Annotated in this window: 16 protein-coding genes; 5 read left to right on the top strand and 11 right to left on the bottom strand. The window is 64.6% G+C overall.

All coding sequences use genetic code 11. From position 1 onward, the window contains the following. Window positions 1–84: 84 nt before the first annotated feature. The 4 genes from MesoLj_RS16820 to MesoLj_RS16835 form a co-directional block, all read right to left on the bottom strand. Entirely contained in the window at window positions 85–999 is a 915-nt protein-coding gene (locus MesoLj_RS16820) for a sugar phosphate isomerase/epimerase family protein (RefSeq protein ID WP_202326780.1), read from the bottom strand. A 22-nt stretch (window positions 1,000–1,021) separates the two neighbouring features. After that, window positions 1,022–2,566, bottom strand: coding sequence for a mannitol dehydrogenase family protein (locus tag MesoLj_RS16825; RefSeq protein WP_202326781.1), 1,545 nt, complete (start codon window positions 2,564–2,566; stop codon window positions 1,022–1,024). Next, entirely contained in the window at window positions 2,563–3,345 is a 783-nt protein-coding gene (locus MesoLj_RS16830) for an SDR family oxidoreductase (RefSeq protein ID WP_202326782.1), read from the bottom strand. The genes MesoLj_RS16825 and MesoLj_RS16830 overlap by 4 nt, the downstream gene beginning before the upstream one ends. Window positions 3,346–3,423: 78 nt before the next feature. Next, window positions 3,424–4,317 (bottom strand): MurR/RpiR family transcriptional regulator, encoded by an 894-nt coding sequence (locus MesoLj_RS16835; protein ID WP_202326783.1) that lies wholly within the window; start codon window positions 4,315–4,317, stop codon window positions 3,424–3,426. 290 nt (window positions 4,318–4,607) lie between these two features. Between MesoLj_RS16835 and MesoLj_RS16840 the strand changes: the two genes are divergently transcribed. Beyond that, the gene (locus MesoLj_RS16840; RefSeq protein WP_202326784.1) at window positions 4,608–5,792 is read left to right on the top strand and encodes a Gfo/Idh/MocA family protein; all 1,185 of its coding nucleotides are present in this window, start codon (window positions 4,608–4,610) and stop codon (window positions 5,790–5,792) included. Between the two features lie 277 nt (window positions 5,793–6,069). Here MesoLj_RS16840 and MesoLj_RS16845 read toward each other — a convergent pair whose 3' ends face one another. The 4 genes from MesoLj_RS16845 to MesoLj_RS16860 all read right to left on the bottom strand — a co-directional run bounded on the left by MesoLj_RS16845 (window position 6,070) and on the right by MesoLj_RS16860 (window position 9,780). Next, window positions 6,070–6,978, bottom strand: coding sequence for a nucleoside hydrolase (locus MesoLj_RS16845; RefSeq protein WP_202326785.1), 909 nt, complete (start codon window positions 6,976–6,978; stop codon window positions 6,070–6,072). Between the two features lie 84 nt (window positions 6,979–7,062). Beyond that, the gene (locus MesoLj_RS16850; protein ID WP_202326786.1) at window positions 7,063–8,052 is read right to left on the bottom strand and encodes an ABC transporter substrate-binding protein; all 990 of its coding nucleotides are present in this window, start codon (window positions 8,050–8,052) and stop codon (window positions 7,063–7,065) included. A gap of 46 nt (window positions 8,053–8,098) precedes the next feature. Beyond that, entirely contained in the window at window positions 8,099–8,920 is an 822-nt protein-coding gene (locus tag MesoLj_RS16855; RefSeq protein WP_202326787.1) for an ABC transporter permease, read from the bottom strand. Window positions 8,921–8,988: 68 nt separating this feature from the next. Beyond that, window positions 8,989–9,780: an ABC transporter ATP-binding protein gene (locus MesoLj_RS16860; protein ID WP_202326788.1), complete on the bottom strand. Its 792-nt coding sequence runs from the start codon at window positions 9,778–9,780 to the stop codon at window positions 8,989–8,991. A 365-nt stretch (window positions 9,781–10,145) separates the two neighbouring features. Here MesoLj_RS16860 and MesoLj_RS16865 point away from each other — a divergent pair, with 365 nt between their 5' ends. Next, on the top strand, window positions 10,146–11,141 hold the full coding sequence (locus MesoLj_RS16865; RefSeq protein ID WP_202326789.1) for a LacI family DNA-binding transcriptional regulator: 996 nt from the start codon (window positions 10,146–10,148) through the stop codon (window positions 11,139–11,141). Window positions 11,142–11,165: 24 nt separating this feature from the next. Here the strand turns inward: MesoLj_RS16865 and MesoLj_RS16870 are convergent, their stop codons facing one another. Then, the gene (locus MesoLj_RS16870) at window positions 11,166–11,636 is read right to left on the bottom strand and encodes an NUDIX domain-containing protein (RefSeq protein WP_202326790.1); all 471 of its coding nucleotides are present in this window, start codon (window positions 11,634–11,636) and stop codon (window positions 11,166–11,168) included. Window positions 11,637–11,826: 190 nt separating this feature from the next. On the opposite strand from MesoLj_RS16870, the gene MesoLj_RS16875 reads away from it, so the two are divergent. After that, on the top strand, window positions 11,827–12,357 hold the full coding sequence (locus MesoLj_RS16875) for a sterol desaturase family protein (protein ID WP_202326791.1): 531 nt from the start codon (window positions 11,827–11,829) through the stop codon (window positions 12,355–12,357). Between the two features lie 200 nt (window positions 12,358–12,557). Here the strand turns inward: MesoLj_RS16875 and dinB are convergent, their stop codons facing one another. Further along, window positions 12,558–13,805: a DNA polymerase IV gene (gene dinB / locus MesoLj_RS16880; RefSeq protein WP_202326792.1), complete on the bottom strand. Its 1,248-nt coding sequence runs from the start codon at window positions 13,803–13,805 to the stop codon at window positions 12,558–12,560. A gap of 568 nt (window positions 13,806–14,373) precedes the next feature. Continuing rightward, window positions 14,374–14,790, bottom strand: a complete 417-nt coding sequence (locus tag MesoLj_RS16885; protein WP_140771210.1) for a winged helix-turn-helix transcriptional regulator — start codon at window positions 14,788–14,790, stop codon at window positions 14,374–14,376. A gap of 107 nt (window positions 14,791–14,897) precedes the next feature. Between MesoLj_RS16885 and MesoLj_RS16890 the strand changes: the two genes are divergently transcribed. Both MesoLj_RS16890 and MesoLj_RS16895 read left to right on the top strand, forming a co-directional pair. Beyond that, window positions 14,898–15,485, top strand: a complete 588-nt coding sequence (locus tag MesoLj_RS16890; RefSeq protein ID WP_202326793.1) for a dihydrofolate reductase family protein — start codon at window positions 14,898–14,900, stop codon at window positions 15,483–15,485. A 101-nt stretch (window positions 15,486–15,586) separates the two neighbouring features. Next, the gene (locus tag MesoLj_RS16895) at window positions 15,587–16,531 is read left to right on the top strand and encodes an alpha/beta hydrolase (RefSeq protein WP_202326794.1); all 945 of its coding nucleotides are present in this window, start codon (window positions 15,587–15,589) and stop codon (window positions 16,529–16,531) included. The last annotated feature ends 151 nt before the right edge of the window (window positions 16,532–16,682 follow it).

A 16,682-nucleotide genomic window follows, 5' to 3' on the forward strand; every position in this document is an offset into this window, starting at 1 on the left:
GTACTCCTCCACATTGTTTTTCAGTTTCAGTTCAACCTGTTAAAACACGCCGCTGACAAAGGGAGTCATGCGGCGCGCGCTCATTCATTTGACGAAGGGACGCAGCACGTCGCGGGCGAGCAGGAAACCGCGCTTCACCTGGTCGTCGCTGCCTTCAAATCGCCTGTCCTCGTGTTCGATGATGACGGATCCATCATAACCGGCGCGGTAAAGGCCGGAGAAGAAGCCGCTCCAGTCGACATCGCCCAGCCCCGGCATGCGCGGCACCTGCCAGCCTATGCCAGCCGAAAGGATTCCGCGCTCGTACAAACCATCATGATCAATCATCAGGTCCTTGGCGTGGACATGCAGCATGTAGGGGCCGAACTCCCTGATGAAGCGGGCCTGGTCGATCATCTGCCAGACCAGGTGCGAGGGGTCGAAATTCATGCCGACATCGCCGCCCCAGGTCTCCAGGATGCGGCGCCAGACCTGCGGCGAATAGGCGATGTTGTGCCCGCCCGGCCACTCGTCATGGCTGAAGATCATCGGGCAGTTCTCGAAAGCAAGTTTCACCCCGTGGCCGCGCGCATAAGCGACGATCTCGGGCCAGATCTTCAGCGCGTCCTGCCAGTTGACGTCGACGGTCTTGGACGCATCGCCGCCGCAGAAGGTGTTGACGACCGGCACGCCCATATTGGCGGCCAGCACGATCACCTTCTTCAGATGGCCGATGACCGCCTCGCGGTGCGCGGCGTCCGGGTGCAGCGGGTTGGGATAGTAGCCGAGGCCTGAGACGGCGAGGTTCTTCTGCGCCAGCGAGGCAACGATTTCCTTGGCCTGCGCGGGGGAGGTGCCATCCGCATCGATGTGGCTGGTGCCGGCGTAGCGGCGGGTGGCGCCCGATGTTTTCGGCCAGCAGGCGATTTCCAGCGCCTCGAAGCCGACGGAACTCGCCCAGCCGGCAACCTCGCCAAGCGGCGTCTGCGCGAACGGTGCCGTAAGCACACCAAGTTTCATCATGCCTCCCTAAAGCCAGTGCCTATAATGCCGATTGTTTGGATCGCTTCAACCTCGCGACCTCATCTTGTTCAAGACCGTGCCTGACAGCCGCCATCGGGTCGTCCGAGAGCAGCTCGCCAAGCGCCGCGGTCACGGCCTCGCGGAACATGGCGTTCGCGGCGAGGCCAGGGTCGAAAATCGTGTCGATCGCGAGAATGGCGGAGGCCAGCGCCGGCGCATCGCGCCCGGTCATGTCCGCGATCTCGGCGACCTTGCCGGCATAGGGGTCCGACACCGGCCAGCGTTTGCCGAAGCGGGCCGAGGCCTGGATGAGGTAAGCCATCCAGCCGGCGACCGGCACCGACAGAAGGCCGATGCCCTGGCCCTGCCGCAAGCGGTCGCGGATCGGGTTGAGCAGGCGCTGCACGATCTTCTGCGAGCCGTCGGTGGCGATCTGGTGGTTGCGGTGGCGGATGGCCGTGTTCTTCAGCCGGCCAAGGCTCTGCTCGACGTAAGCCAGCGGCTCCATGCCGGGCACCGGCATCAGCGTCGGTAGCGTTTCCTCGACGAGCATGCGGTGCACGAAGACCGACAGCAGCGGGTCGGCGATGGCGTCGAATGTGTGTTCAAGTCCGGCCAGCACGCCGAGGGTCGCGAGCGTCGTCTGGGCGCCGTTCAACACCCGCATCTTGAGATGCTCGAACGGCGTCACGTCTTCGACGAAGGTCGCGCCGGCCAGATCCCAGCGCGGCATGCGGCCGGCGAATTTCTTCTCGATCACCCATTGCCGGAACGGTTCGCCGACGGCAACGGCGGCATCGCGGTAGCCGAACCATTGTTCGACGCTGTCGAGATCGTCCTGCGTCACCGCCGGTGCGATGCGGTCGACCATGGCCGAAGGGAAGGCGGCATTGGCCGCGATCCAGTCGGCCAGGCCATCGCCGCGCCGTTCGGCAAAAGTCCGCACGACATTTTCGAGGATGACGCCGTTGGTCGGGATGTTGTCGCAGGAGAGCAGCGTCAGCGCCCGGCCATGCGTGGCCCGGCGCAATTCCAGCGCTCGCGTCAATAGGCCGGGCACGCTGCGCGGTGCTTGCGGGTTGGCGAGGTCGTGGACGATGTCAGGGTGGGCGAGGTCGAGCGTGCCGCTGGACGGGATGTGGCAATAGCCTTTTTCCGTCACCGTCATCGTCACCAGTTCGATGTCGGGCGAGGCCAGCACGCCGAGCGCCGGCGCCGCACTTTCCTGGCTGTCGACCACTTCGACGATGCTGCTGATGACGCGTGCCTCGACATGGCTGTTCTCGCGGATCAGCCTCGTATAGAGCCCGCCCTGACGGCCGAGCGTGTCGGCAAGGCGAGGCGGGCGGATGTTGATGCCGACAATGCCCCAGCGGTCGAACTGGAGCGAGAGCAGATCATCCGTGTATTCGGCCTGGTGGCAACGGTGGAAGGCACCGACGCCGAGATGCGCCATGCCGGGAGCCAACGCCGCGCGGTCATAGGACGGTGTCTGGACCGCGGACGGAAGCCGGTCAAGCAAGGCCGGCCCGAGTGTTTCCGGCGATTTGGGAGCAGCATTCACCGGTTCGCCCCGATCACCGACTGCTCCTGATCGATGACGGCACCGGTCATCGGCCCGGCCGCGTCGGAAAGCAGGAAGACGGCAAGGCTGGCGATATCGCCTGGCTCGAGCAGCCTGCCGAAAGGCTGCGCGGCGTTGGCGGCGTCGAGCCAGCCGGGGCCATGGCCGAGCGTTTCGGACTGCATGGTGCGTTCGGCCGGTGTGTCGGTCCAGCCGACATTGATGCCGTTGACGCGGATGCGGTCGAAGCGGTGGGCGTTGGCGGCGTTCTTGGTCAGCGTCGCCAGAGCGCCCTTGGTGGCGGAATAGACGGCAAGCTCGGGCGAGCCGCAATGGGCGTTGATGGACAGGATGTTGACGATGGCGCCGCGCTCGCCGCGCTTCTTCATGTCGGCGATGGCCGCCTGCATCAGGAAGAAGGGCGCGCGCGCGTTGACGGCGAACAGCGAAGCCCAATCGTCGAGGCTGGCATCGAGGAAGGAGGCGCGGTCGGTCAGCCCCGCCGCGTTGACGAGACCGTCGATGCGGCCGAATCGCTCGATGCAGGCCTGCGCCAAAAGGGCAGGAGTTGCCGGGTCTCCGAGGTCGGCGGCGACGAAGATGGTCGGTGTACCGATGGCGGAAAGCTCCGCCGCCACCGCATCGCCACGCGTCTTCTCGCGGCCGGTGACCAGCAGCCCGGCCGCGCCGGAGCGCGCCAGCGTCTCGGCGATGGCGCGGCCGATGCCTTGCGTCGACCCGGTGACCAATATCACCTTGCCGTCGAGCCTGATCTCCATTCCTCCTCCCGGAACAAAGTTTCTATTTTTTAAAATATGGAACGATAATTCCCGATAGTCAATTGTGCCAGCACCACCTCATGTGCCGCGCTTTGCCGCGACGCCTTGGACCAGGGCCATGCCGACCGCCAGCGATGCCGCCAGCGAGCGGAAGCCGGCGAAGTCGGATTCCACCACCTCCAGCCAGCTGTCCGACAGCCGGATCAGCGGACTGAACGTGCTGTCGGTGATGGTGACGATGCGGGCCTTGCGCTCATGCGCCACCGCGACGAGGTCGGGCGTGATCGAATTGTAAGGGCTGAAGGACACCGCCAGCACGGCATCTCGGCCGCCGATGCAGCCGACCTGGTCGAGCGCGGTGGAGCCGACATTGTCGACCAGCACGTTGCGCACGCCCTGCTGGGAGAGCGTCAGCGACAGATAGGTGGTGACCGGGAAGGCGCGCTTGGAGCCGATGACATAGATCAGGTCGGCGGCCGCCAGCACCTCCACCATCTTCTCGAAACTCCCGACGTCGAAGCCCGCCTCGATGCGGCCGAGCGAGGCTTGCGAGGCGCCGACCATGCCATGCAGGAAATGCAGGAGAGCATTGGGTTCGGCCTCGGTCCGCTGCTCGCCGCGCCCGTCCGGCCACGACCCCTTGATGTGCTCCTTGAACAGGCCCTGGAAATCGGAAAAACCGGAATAGCCGAAGATCTGCGCGAAACGCACCAGGGTCGAGGGCTGCACGCCGGCCTGTGCCGCCACCTGGGCGATGGTGCCGAGCGCGACATCGCTCGGATGCTGCCACAGGAAGATCGCCACCTGGCGCAGGCGCTTGGGGAAATGCACCGTGCCGGACGACAGGACCGCGCGCAGTTCCTCATAGGTCTGCGGCTGGATATAGCCCAATGCCGCCAGCGAGCGCCCGCGCTTGCGTGTCGCCGCCTCGTCGCTGAGAGACCGTCCCGATGATTTGCCCGCCCCACTCATGATGGTCAGGCTAGCGCGGCACAATCGTATTACAATATGGAAATTGGAAATTATGTTCGAAAGTGGTAGGGGCTCACTGTCGTCATCCCAGGACGAAGCAGGAGCGAAACTCCGTCGCGGAGCCCCTCGGATCCATGCCATGACGGTTGTCGAAGAATGCGGCGGAAGGAAAAATCCTGCACCGTTGCAACGCTTTGAAGTCGCGGCATGGATCCTGGGGTCTGCGCCGCGTCGCTGCGCTCCTTGCTCCGCCCCAGGATGACAAAGTGATCGGTGGAGGAGGAGAAAACATGGTCTACGCAACATCGGATGGGTCGGCGGGCAAGCGCCTGAGGGTTGGCATGGTCGGCGGCGGCCGCAATGCCTTTATCGGCGCGGTGCACAGGTTGGCGATGCGCCTCGACGACCAGATCGCGCTGGTGGCCGGCGCGCTATCGTCCGACCCGGAGAACGCCGCCGCTTCGGCCGCCGAGATCGGCATCGCGCCGGAACGCAGCTATGCCGACTACCATGCCATGGCCAAGGCCGAAGCCGCGCGGCCTGATGGCATCGAGGCGGTGGTCATCGTCACGCCCAACCATCTGCACGCGCCGATCGCCACCGCCTTCCTCGAGGCCGGCATCGACGTCATCTGCGACAAGCCGCTGTCGACGACACTCGGTGATGCCGAAGCGCTGGTGGCGCTGGCACGAGCAAGAAAACGCCGCTTCGTCGTCACGCTCAACAACACAGGCTACGCCATGGTGCGCCAGGCGCGCGAAATGGTGATGGCGGGCGAGCTCGGCCGGATCGTGTCGGTCCATGGCGCCTATATCCAGGACTGGCTGACCAAGCCGATCGACGCCGAGGGCCAGAAGCAGGCGGAATGGCGCACCGATCCGGCAAGGGCAGGGCAGTCGGCCGTGCTGGCCGATATCGGCGTGCATGCCTTCAACCTGGCGAGCTTCATCTCCGGCCGCGAGGCCGAGGCGGTCTCGGCCGACCTGTTCACCGCCGTGCCCGGGCGCCGGCTCGACGACAACGCGCATGTGCTGGTGCGCTGGACGGAGGGCGCGCGCGGCACGATCCTGGCCAGCCAGACCTCGCCTGGCCACTACAATGATCTCTCCGTGCGCATCTATGGCGACAAAGCCGGGCTCGAATGGTCGGGTGGGCGGCCGGAGGAACTGCGCTTTTCGCCCTATGGCGAGGAAACCCGCACGCTGGTGCGCGGCGGCCACGGATCGACGGCGGAGGCGCGGCGCGTGTCGCGCATGCCGGCGGCGCACCCGGAAGGCTATATCGAGGCCTTCGCCAATTTCTATCGTGACGCCGCGGATATCATTCGGGCGCATCGGTCCGGCAGGGTGGTCGATCCGGCGCGCGCGGCGCAGGTGCCGGATGTGGTCGATGGCGCGAGGGGTGTGAAGTTTGTCGCGGCGGCGGTGGAGTCGAATGCGGCCGGCGGGGCTTGGACGGCGGCGCGGTTTGGGTGAGGCGGGACGGCGAACTGCCGTGGTTTAGCCGCAGAGGCAATTCGTCTACGGCGCTCCCCCCCTCCGTCTCGGCTTCGCCGAGCCACCTCTACCCCCACATGCGTTGGGGGAGAGGAAATGCTAAGCGCCGGTGTCGCGGCCTCGAAAAACTTGGGTTTCATCTCCCCTGGAAAGCTTGGGTTTCCTCTACCCCATGTACATGGGGGAGAGGTGGCTCGGCGAAGCCGAGACGGAGTGGGGGCTGGCGCTACCCTATCTGATTGCCCTGCCAGAGACGTTAAAGCAGCCGCAGCCGCTGGTCGATGAGCTGGAACAACCGCTCGTCATCGACTTCGGTGATGACATGCACCGGCCGGTCATTGCCGTTTTCGACCGCCCGCGTGCGGCCATAGGCGCCGGCCTGGTCGCATTCGACTTCGATCACCGCGTCGACGCCCCTGAACAGGGTCGGGTCGATCAGGAATGCCGTCACGCAGGGGTCGTGCAGGCTGGCGTCGCCGCTGCCATAGTGGCGCATCATGGCGATGGCGGTCTGCATGATCGGGCTGGCGTCGCGCTCGAGCTGGTCGAAGCGCGCCTTGGTCAGCGTCGCGTGGCGGGTCGCGTCGAGGCCGAACATGGTCATGGGAATGCCGGATGACAGCACGACCTGCGCGGCATGCGGGTCGATCCAGATGTTGAACTCGGCGTCGGTCGCGGTGTTGCCGGGGGTGAAGGCAGCGCCGCCCATGAAGACGATGGCCTTGATCTTCTCGGCGATGGACGGCTCCTTGATCAGCGCCAGCGCGATGTTGGTCATCGGGCCGATCGGGCAGAGCGTGATCTCACCCGGTTCGCGCAGGATGGCGTCGATGATGAAATCCACCGCATGCTGGCTCTCGGCCTCGTGCGTGGCGTCTGATACGCCGAGGTCGCCAAGGCCGTCGGTGCCGTGCACCGAGGCGCCGCGCTGCACGCGCGGCAGGATGATCGGCCTGCTGCAGCCGGCATGGACCGGAATGTCCTGGCGGCCGGCCATGGCAGTGATGCGCAGCGCGTTGCGGGTCGTCAGCGGCAGCGATACGTTGCCGATGACCGTCGTGATGCCGACGATCTCGATTTCGTCGGGCGAGGCAAACGCCAGAAGCAGCGCGATGGCGTCGTCGACGCCGGGGTCGCAATCGATGATGATCCTGCTCTTGGCCATGCGTGATAAGTCCATTCTCTTTGCACTGGAAAAAAGGGGCCACCCCGGCGGAGTGGCCCTTGTCTCGAGGGGGGCAGCCCGCCGCTACTTCAGCAGTTCGTTGGTGTAGTATTTCGAGGCTGGCAGGACTTCCGTGATCTGGTCGGTGTCCTTCAGCGCCTGGGCGATCGGCAGCCAGTTCTTGTCTTCCTGCATCATGTAGCCGTTTTCGCCCTTCATCAGGGCGGCGGTCAGCTTCCAGCCGGAGAGGTTGTAGGCGAGGCTGCCGCCCTCCGGATAAGCCTTGGTGAACATTTCAGCGGCCTCCTCGGGGTGCTCGGCGGCCCATTCGGTGGCCTTGATGGTGGCGCGCATCCATTTCTTTGCGATGTCGCCATGTTCGGCGAGATAGGCGGTCGACGCCGTGTAGGTCCAGACCGGCACGTCGGGCGCGCCGGCGGCCGTGCCGACGAGGCTGGTCGGGTCCTTCTTCAAGGTCTCCTGCACCTGCGGCACCAGATAGTTTTCGGTGTTGGTGGCGATGTCGATCTTGCCGGCGAGCAAGAGGTTGGTGTCGGAATCCTGCGCGATTATCAGCTTGACGTCATCCTCGGTCAGCTTGGCGGCCTTGAGCACGAAGGGCATCATCGCCTTGGTCCAGGAGTCGGTGTAGATGGCGATCGACTTGCCCTTCAGATTGTCGAGCGAGAGCGGCTCGCCGGGGCGGCCGAACAGGCCCCAATTGTTGCTCTTGGTGTAGAGGCCGATCGAGGTGATCGGGATGCCCTGGGCAGCGCCGAAGACGACGTCGGTGGTGGCCTCGAAGCCGATCTCGGCCTGGCCGACGGCAAGCAGCCGCGCGGTGGTCTGCGAGTCCGGCGGGAAGATCACATCGACCTTGATCCCCTCGGCTTCATAAAAGCCCTTCTGCTGGGCGACCAGCGTCGGGATCAGCTCGAAATCGGCGCTCGCCCAGTCATAGACGAAGCGGACGGTGGTGAGATCGGCGGCGCTGGTTGGAGCCGCGGCGAAGGCGGTTCCGAGGGCGATGAGGCCGACGGTTGCCGAGATCATCCTGGTGTAAGCACTGTGCATTGCATTCCCCTTTGGTTGTTGTCGACTGTTCAAAACTGATGGCAATTCACGCGGCGGTGCTGGCCCCCGCCGGCTTCCACTGCGCCCAGGCGGGTGCGGTGGAGCGCGAGCGCCAGGGCGTCATCAGCACTTCGAGCCCGAAGACGAGCAGGAACGAGCCGACACCGATGACGGTGAGAAGCAGCATGGCGGCGTAGACGCCGGCGGTGTTCATCTGCGCGTTGGCGGTGAGCAGATAGGTGCCGAGCCCTTGCTTGGACGACGCCGTCCATTCGCCGATCACCGCGCCGGTCACCGCATAAGTGGCGCCGATCTTGAGACCGGAAAACAGCGGGCCGATGCAGGCCGGCAGTTTGACGATGGCGAAGGTGCGCAAGGACCCGCCACCCATCAGGCGGGCGAGGTTGAGCATGTCGCGGTCGACCGAGGCGAGACCGTCAAGCACATTGACGACGACCGGGAAGAACACGATCCACGCGACGATGATCAGCTTGGGCATCAGGCCGAAGCCGAAGATGATGACCAGGGGGGCCGCGATGGCGACGATGGGCACCGCCTGCGAAATGATCAGGGCCGGCATGACCAGACGCTGCACGACACGGATCTGACCCATGGCGAGCGCAAGCACGAAGCCGATGGCGGCGCCGATGACGTAGCCGATGGCGGTTTCGTAGAGCGTCTGGCCGGTCAGCACCGACAGCCTCGGCCAGTTGTCGAAGAGGGTGGAGAAGGCGAGCGCCGGCGGCGGGATGACATAGGCGGGAAGCCCGGAGACCCAGACCAGCAACTGCCAGCCGACCAGGATCAACACCATGGCCACGACCCAGATCAAGAACGGTCCTGCCGCTGCGCCAAATCTTGTGTTCATTGGAGTACTCCGATCCCCTGAGGTCCGTGCGCGATCGGTCCATGCCCGATCGGTCAGTGCCCTGATGGTCAGTGGTAGAGGTGCTGCATGATCTGCCGCTTCAGGCCGACGAAAATGTCGGTCGTCAGCACTTCCAGCGGCCGGGGCCTCGGCAGGTCGACAGTGAGAATTTCGGCGATGCGGCCGGGGCGGGGCGTCATCACCACGATGCGGTCGGCGAGATAGATCGCCTCGTCGACATCATGGGTGACGAACAGGATGGTGCGCTTGAGGTCGCGCCAGAGCTGCAGCAGCCATTGCTGCATGCCGAGCCGCGTCTGCGCGTCGAGCGCACCGAAGGGCTCGTCGAGCAGCATCACCTGGCGGCCGGCGGCGATGGTGCGCATCATGGCGACGCGCTGGCGCATGCCGCCGGACAGTGCGTGCGGATAATGGTTGAGGAAATCGCCGAGACCGTAGCGGCGGGCGAGCTCGGCCGCCTCGGTCCGGTCCCGCGCGGTGGCGCCGCGCGTCAGCGACGCGGCCAGCGTGATGTTGCCCAGCACGGTGCGCCAGGGCAGCATCAGATCCTTCTGCAGCATGTAGCCGACCTGGCCCGGCCGGTTGGAGACATCGTGGCCGTCGAGCACGATCTTTCCCGACGTCGCCTTGAGCAGGCCCGAGACGACGTTGAACAGTGTGCTCTTGCCGCAGCCCGAGGCGCCGAGAATGCAGACGAATTCGCCGTCGGCGATATCGAGGCTGACATCGTTCAGCGCCACGACCGATCCGAAGCGGACGTTGAGGTTCTCGATCCTCAGCTTGGTCGGAACGGACTCTTGGGATCCGGCGGCGCTTTGTGCCTGTAGCGTCTCCGGCATTCAGCAATCCTCGCGAAGCAGGCTGGCTCGGAAACGCATGGATCCTCCCATCCGACGTCACGCAGGCCTGCACCGGGCAAGACGTGCTTATCGCCAGAAAACAACGTTGAACTAACGTAGGTAAACGTTTACCTAGATGGTTTCCGGCTTGTTGTCAAATCGACGACCGGCGCTGTGGATGACGCGACCTGTTTGTCGGGATCGCGATCCGTGCTAGGGCAATTCCGGGAAAAGTGCGCAGCGGTTTTCCGTTCGGAATTGCGTCAAAACAAAGAGATAGAGCGGTCGCCGAAAGGGCGAAACGCTCTAGTCGCGTGGCGATGGCGGCGAACGACAGGCCATTGTTCGCCGGGTTGCGAGGGAATGTGGCAACAACGATCAAGGATATCGCCCGGCTGGCAGGCGTGACGGCGGCAACGGTCTCAAAGGTTCTCAACCGGAAAGACCAGTCGATCGGGGAGCAGACCCGCGAAAAGATCTGGTCGCTGGTCAAGGAGCTCAACTACACGCCGAACTCGATTGCGCGCTCGCTGATCACCCGCAGTTCGCGCGTCATCGGCGTCATCGTGCCCGACATTCTCAACGCCTATTTCACCGAGTTGGTGCGGGCCTGCGACCAGGCCGCGCGTGGGCGCGGCTATTCGACGATCCTGTGCAATTCGGACTCCGATCCTGAAAAGGAAGCGGCGCATCTGACCTTCCTCGCCAGTCACGGCGTCGATGGCATCGTGCTGGCCGCCAGCGATCTCATTCCGGAGGCTGACCTTTTGGAGCGGCTCCGGATTCCGGTGGTTTCGATGGACCGGGAAATTCCGGATCTCGATTGCCTGGCCGCGCGCATCGATACGGATTACGAGCAGGGGGCCTTCCTGTCGGCGCGCCATCTGATCGAGACAGGACATACACGCATCGCCTTTGTCAGCGGCAATCCCTTGGCCTCGAACACCAAGATCAGGCGGGCGGGATTCGAGCGGGCGCATCGCGAGGCCGGGCTGCCGGTCGATCCCGACCTGATCGAATGCGGCGCGTTCAACCATAGGTTCGGACTGGTGGCCACCCGCACGCTGCTCGACCGCACCAGCTTCTCGGCCATGTGCTGCATGAGCGACATGCTGGCGATGGGCGCGACCGTGGCGCTGCGCGAACGGGGCCTCGCCGTTCCCGACGATTGCGCGGTGATGGGCTTCGACAACATCTACATCGCGCCGCTGCTGGTGCGGCCGCTGTCCACCGTCGAACGGCGCATTTCCGAGGCCGGCACCTTGGCGATCGGCGCGCTGCTCGATTTTCTCGACGACCCGACGAATCCGCGCCGGATGGTGCTGATGGAACCGACGGTGATTTTGCGCGAGACGACGTGACGGCACAGGGACAGGGTTGGCGGGCTATCCTGCCCCCAGTTGCTTCGTCAGATCAGCCAGCATCGGGCGCTGCCCGACAAGGATTTTCACCTCGGCCTCGGGCAGGCTGAACCAGCCGGCTCTGTCGACCTCGGGAAACTCCTTTATCGACCCGGATCGCGGCGGCCATTCCATGGTGAAGGTGTTGCTGCTGATCGCTGCGACATCGATCTCGGTTGTGGTCTCGACGGACCAGGCGATGACGATCTTGCCGCCCGGCTGCCTGTATTCGCCGAGGCGCGCGAAAGGGCCGCCGACCTTGATGCCGAGTTCTTCGGCGGTCTCGCGTTGCGCCGCCGCGAGTTCGTCCTCGTCCTCGCCGACGAGCCCCTTCGGGATCGACCAGGCGCCATCGTCCTTCTTCGCCCAGAACGGGCCGCCGGGATGAACCAGAAGCACCCTGACATCGCCACCGCTTCGGCGATAAATCAGCAGGCCTGCACTGCGTTTTGCCATTTTTGTATGTCCGTTTGCGGCGCCGGTTGCGAAGTCGGCGGTCACCTGATTGCGCGTGGATGATGGGCGCCGATCTTGCGCCGGGACATTGCGACGTTATGTCAGGTGCATCCGCATTGCACCCCATTGCGGGGGCCTGCAATCTGACAGCATCGTTTGGGTTGCGTCGAAGTCAGGTGGGACGTCCGAAATGCAACTGGGTCTGATCGGCTACTACAGCGATTTCGTGGTCTATCCGCTGGTGATCGCCGTACTGGGGATCGCCGGGCTGATCGAGGCAGGCGAAGAGAGCGCCCCGGACTGGATCGGCACAATGCTTGTCTGTCTGGGCCTGTGGACGCTGATCGAATACGTCCTGCACCGCTTCGTCCTTCATCACATTCCCTACATCAGGGATCTGCACGATCGTCATCATGTCGAGGAGCGCAGTTCGGTGGGCACGCCGACCTGGCTCAGTCTCGGCGTGCATGCGTTGATCGTACTGCCCGTTTGGATGCTCTCGGATTTCGCGACCGCCAGCGCGGTCGGTTGCGGGCTGATGCTGGGCTATCTCTGGTACATCAGCGTTCATCACATGATCCATCACTGGCATCCCTCTCATCCCAGCTACCTCTATACGCTCAAGCGCCGCCATGCTGTGCACCACCATGTCGACGACACCGCCAATTTCGGTGTGACGTCGATTTTCTGGGACAGGATTTTCGGCACGGCCCGGCTTTGAGACGAGCGGCGCCAAGCTCCTTGACAAGCCATGCTTGCCGGGTGTTGTTTTGCCGCCAACCTCTTGGACGTTGGGGATTGCCGTGAAGAAGACATATCAGAAGCCTGTGCTGGTGAAGCGCGAATTGCTGTCCGTCGTGACCGCGGCGCCTGTTACTTCCGGGCGTTGATCCGGAAGCCTGAGCGCGAGGGCTCTCGCGCTTACAGCTCCTTTTCCGCCAGCTCCCTGAATTCGTCGGGCACGGAGCGCGCCGCTTCGAGCGCTACCGTGCCGTAGCCTACGGCCTGTTTGCCGAAGCGTTCGCGGATCTTGTCGATGGCGCGGTCGGCGCCGAATCGGGCCAGGCCTTTTTGGCTGCCGGGGCGGCGCTTCTCGTCGGCGAGGCCAAGCGGCAGGTCGAGCTGCAGTTCGGCACTTTCCTCGAGATGCGAGACCGAAATCGCCAGCAGCGAGATCGTTTTCTCCTGGCGATGGTCGGCGAGCACGCCGCGCACCAGGTCGCCGGCGATCTCGGCCAGCATGGTGGTCGCGGAGATGGGCTGATCCAGCGTGATCGAGCGCGTGACGGCGCTGAGATCGGCAAAGCGCACGCGCACCGTCACCGTGCGGCCGGGCCGCGCCTTGGCGCGTAGGCGGCTGGCGACCCGGTCGGCCAGGTGCAGCAGCGTGGGCACGATCACCCGCGCCACGGCCGGCTTCAGGCCAAGCGCCGATTGCGCGCCTGCCGAGTGAGCCCGGCGCTTGGTTTCCAGTTTCCTCGGGTCGCGGTTCCACGACAGGGCGGCAAGCTTTTCGCCGGCGGCGGGGCCGAGCAGTCGCGTCAAGGCGCCGCTATGCGTCCTGGCCAACTGGCCGATGGTCTCGACGCCGATCTCGGCCAGCCGCGCCTTTGTCGCCGGGCCGACGCCCCACATCAGCGAGACCGGCAAATCGTGCAGGAAGGCGAGTTCGGTACCGGGATCGACCACCACCAGCCCGTCGGGCTTGGCGACCTGCGAGGCGATCTTGGCCAGATGCTTTGTGCGGGCCACGCCGATCGAGATCGGCAGGCCAAGTTCCGTGCGCACGCGGCGCCGGATCGCCGTGGCGATCTCCGCCGGTCGCCCGAACAGATGCGTGCAGCCGGCGACATCGGCGAAGGCCTCGTCGATGGAAATGCGCTCGACCACCGGCGTGAAATCGTCGAGGACCTTGATCGCCGCGTCGCCCAGCCGCTGGTAGTGGCTGAAATTGCCGCCGACGAAGATCAGCTGCGGGCAAAGCTCGCGCGCCTTGCGCCCCGGCATGCCGCCGCGCACGCCGAAGGCACGCGCTTCATAGGAGGCGGCGAGCACCACACCACCGCCCACCGCGATCGGCTTGCCGCGCAGCGACGGATCGAGCAACTGCTCGACCGAGGCGTAGAACGCGTCGAGATCGGCATGCAGGATGGTGGCTGTGGTTTCCATCCCGCTGCATATCCGAGGTTGCTGATAGACAGGAACAAATAGAGAACAAAAGGAGACAATTGTCAAGCGGAGATCAAGGAATGCATCCAGTGGACAATTGTTTTCGGTGATGCGCCTGCCCGTATCCTGTGACGATAGCGCTCCCCCTCATCTGGCTGCCGCCATCTTCTCCCCCGTAAACGGCATATGCGCTAACTTAGGGGTCTTGTTCCAAGGGCAGGTAGCTTGCCGAGGCCTTGCGGTTTCGTCATCCACGGGCGGAGCAAGGAGCGTAGCGGCTGCGCAGACCCGAGGATCCATGCCGTTACCTCTGCTGTAGAGTGCAGCGGTGCAGAATTCTGAACCCTTGCGGCGCATCGCCGGAACGGCATGGATCCTAGGGTCTGCGCAGCCGCTTCGCTCCTGCTTCGCCCTAGGATGACGAAGGTGAGAAGTCAGCTCCCAAAGGCAATGTCATTGCATCTCAACAACTAAGTTAGCGCATAAGGGGAGAAATGCCCGGCAGGGCAATGAGGGGGGCGCCAACGTTGCAGGAACAGGCGGTAGCGCATCGGCCGAACCTCAAAACCTACCCAATCTGCTCTGCCCGCAGTGTTGCCTTGATCCGTTCCAGCGCAGGCTCGCCGCCGGCCGCCAGTTCGTCGGCAATCCGGGCCAGGTGATCGTCGGCCTTGCGGTGCTTGCTGCCCCACGCGCCGAGCGTGGCCAGCACCGGCAAAAGGTCGATGCCGGCCTCGGTCAGCCGGTAGATCGCCTTCAGCCCATGGCTCGGGTCGTCGCTGCGGGTGAGGATGCCTTCGTCCTGCAGCGTCTGCAGCCGCTCCGCCAGCGTGCGTGAGGAGATGCCTTCATCGGACTGCAGGAACTCGCGAAAATGCTTTTTCCCGGCGAAGACCAGGTCGCGGATGATGAGCAGCGTCCAGCGGTCGCCGAGCAGCTCCAGAGACAGGCTGATCGGACAGCCGGATCTTTCACGCGTCGACATTTCTATGCTTCCATTTTTAAATCACTTTACTATTGACATCATTTTTTGCCTGCGTCAATGGTTCCAAAAGTAAAGCAATTGCCTTTTGATCCCGCGTGGAGACGACGATGAAGAAGCTCATCCTTCAGATGCAGATGTCGGTCGACGGTTTCGTCGGTGCCTATGAGGATCATGGCTGGCAACTCTGGGAGTGGGGCGACGACAGCGCCTGGGACGAGGAGCTGAAGCGGGACTTCAACACCGTCTTCGCCGGCATCGACACAATCCTGCTCAGCCGCAAGATGGCCGAGGAGGGGTATCTGACCCATTGGGGCAATGCGGCGAAGAGGTTTCCGGCCGATCCGTTCTACGCCTTCGCCCAGCGCATCGTGGAGGCCCGAAAGGTGGTGCCGAGCGGCAGGCTGAAAAGCTCGCGCTGGGAGCGCACGACGGTGGTCAGCGGCGACCTGCCGCGCGAAATCGAGGCGCTGAAGGCAGGCGAGGGCGGCGACATGGCCGTCTTCGGTGGTGCCGGCTTTGCGTCGGCGCTGATCGCGGCGGGGCTGGTCGACGAGTTCCAGCTGTTCATCAACCCGGCGGTGCTGGGCGCGGGACGCCGTATCTTCGAGCAGGGCGGTTTCCAGGACCTGCTTCTGCTCGGCTCGAAGGCCTATGCCTGCGGCATGGTGGTCAATCGCTACGCTCCGGTGCGGTGAGGAGAGAAAAATCCGGGTCCGACGTATCTTTTGCACCCGCCCGTCCGTCCTTGGCTTTGGAAGGTCGCGCAGCCCGCGATCCGCAACCCTGGGAGATTATCATGGCGAGCACTGAGAGTGAGGCAAACAGGAACCACTATGCGGCGATCGTCGCCAATGCCGGCACGTTCACCAGCCCACAGGCGATGATCGATTTCAACGACACCAGCTGGACGGCGCTGACCGGCGAACCCGGCGGCGTCGACTTTATAGAGGTCGATGCCGGCGGCGTGCCGGCGCTATGGATCGTGCCGAAGGGCGCCGACGAGCGGCGCGTGCTGTTCTACGCCCATGGCGGCGGCTTCCTCGGCGGTTCGATCTACACGCACCGCAAGCTGGTCGGCCATCTCGCCAAAGCCGTCGGCTGCCGGGCCTTGCTCTATGACTATCCGCTGGCGCACCAGGCCAAGCATCCAGCCCAGCTCGAGGCGGCGATGGCCGCCTGGAACTGGCTCGTCGACCAGGGCTTCGACACCAGGCATGTCGCGCTTGCCGGCGATTCCTGCGGCGCGGTGTTGACCTATGGCCTCCTGCAGCGGCTGCGTTCGCAAGGCCGGCTGTTGCCAGCCGCCACGCTGATCATCTCCGGCTGGTTCGACATGGCGCTGACCGGCGCCAGCTACGAGACCAACCGCGAGAAGGATCCGGCCTTCGCCAGGGAGTCCGTCGACTGGCTGGCGACCAATTTCATCGGCGACGGCGACCGGCTCGATCCGGAGGTCAGCGCGCTCTACGCCGACCTCTCCGGCTTTCCGCCCGTCTTCCTGCAGGCCGGTGCCGACGAGGCGCTGGTCGACGAAAGCCGCATGTTCGCCGAGCGCGCGCGGCAGGCTGGCATCGAGACGCGCCTCGATGTCTTCGACGGCATGCTGCACTCCTTCCAGATGATGGCCGGCCGGGCGCCGGAGGCCGATGACGCGATCGGCCGCTTCGCCGCCTGGGTGCGGCCGAGGCTCGGCCTGCCGGATGCCGTCAGCGAGAAGATCGCCAGCGGCAAGGCGGCATAAGCATGGGCGGGCCGATCGGGTCGCACTTCGTGCTTGTGGATGCACGGCGCCTGCGCGATGGTGCCGTGACGTTAGAGCAGTTCACCGTTTCACGGAAACGGCGAACTGCTCTAACTCTTTGTTTTGACGCAATTCCGAACGGAAAACCGCT

Origin of the sequence: Mesorhizobium sp. 113-3-9 (assembly GCF_016756515.1) — a bacterium.
GTDB lineage: Bacteria > Pseudomonadota > Alphaproteobacteria > Rhizobiales > Rhizobiaceae > Mesorhizobium.